Origin of the sequence: Pseudomonas sp. LS_2, assembly GCF_042709235.1 — a bacterium.
Lineage (GTDB): Bacteria > Pseudomonadota > Gammaproteobacteria > Pseudomonadales > Pseudomonadaceae > Aquipseudomonas.
Genome location: NZ_JAVAYC010000068.1, coordinates 1 through 1,399 on the forward strand (window position 1 = coordinate 1; position 1,399 = coordinate 1,399).

A 1,399-nucleotide genomic window follows, 5' to 3' on the forward strand; every position below is an offset into this window, starting at 1 on the left:
ATGCCATGCTTCCAAGAAAAGCTCCTAAGCTTCAGATAACTGGGAACCGTACCCCAAACCGACACAGGTGGTTAGGTAGAGAATACCAAGGCGCTTGAGAGAACTCGGGTGAAGGAACTAGGCAAAATGGCACCGTAACTTCGGGAGAAGGTGCGCCGGCGAGGGTGAAGGACTTGCTCCGTAAGCCCATGCCGGTCGAAGATACCAGGCCGCTGCGACTGTTTATTAAAAACACAGCACTCTGCAAACACGAAAGTGGACGTATAGGGTGTGACGCCTGCCCGGTGCCGGAAGGTTAATTGATGGGGTTAGCGCAAGCGAAGCTCTTGATCGAAGCCCCGGTAAACGGCGGCCGTAACTATAACGGTCCTAAGGTAGCGAAATTCCTTGTCGGGTAAGTTCCGACCTGCACGAATGGCGTAACGATGGCGGCGCTGTCTCCACCCGAGACTCAGTGAAATTGAAATCGCTGTGAAGATGCAGTGTATCCGCGGCTAGACGGAAAGACCCCGTGAACCTTTACTATAGCTTTGCACTGGACTTTGAGCTTGCTTGTGTAGGATAGGTGGGAGGCTTTGAAGTGGGGACGCCAGTTCTCATGGAGCCATCCTTGAAATACCACCCTGGCAACCTTGAGGTTCTAACTCAGGTCCGTGATCCGGATCGAGGACAGTGTATGGTGGGTAGTTTGACTGGGGCGGTCTCCTCCCAAAGAGTAACGGAGGAGTACGAAGGTGCGCTCAGACCGGTCGGAAATCGGTCGTAGAGTATAAAGGCAAAAGCGCGCTTGACTGCGAGACAGACACGTCGAGCAGGTACGAAAGTAGGTCTTAGTGATCCGGTGGTTCTGTATGGAAGGGCCATCGCTCAACGGATAAAAGGTACTCCGGGGATAACAGGCTGATACCGCCCAAGAGTTCATATCGACGGCGGTGTTTGGCACCTCGATGTCGGCTCATCACATCCTGGGGCTGAAGCCGGTCCCAAGGGTATGGCTGTTCGCCATTTAAAGTGGTACGCGAGCTGGGTTTAGAACGTCGTGAGACAGTTCGGTCCCTATCTGCCGTGGACGTTTGAGATTTGAGAGGGGCTGCTCCTAGTACGAGAGGACCGGAGTGGACGAACCTCTGGTGTTCCGGTTGTCACGCCAGTGGCATTGCCGGGTAGCTATGTTCGGAAGAGATAACCGCTGAAAGCATCTAAGCGGGAAACTTGCCTCAAGATGAGATCTCACTGGGATCTTGAATCCCCTGAAGGGCCGTCGAAGACTACGACGTTGATAGGTTGGGTGTGTAAGCGCTGTGAGGCGTTGAGCTAACCAATACTAATTGCCCGTGAGGCTTGACCATATAACACCCAAGCAATTTGCGCGTAAGCCGAATTGTGGTGGTGAAGACGA

General features: G+C 53.5%; 1 rRNA gene. It reads left to right on the forward strand.

Annotation, left to right across the window (positions count from 1 at the left end):
• Nucleotides 1–1,349, forward strand: a 23S ribosomal RNA gene (locus RAC97_RS24565); the annotation flags it as partial.
• Between the last annotated feature and the right edge of the window lie 50 nt (nt 1,350–1,399).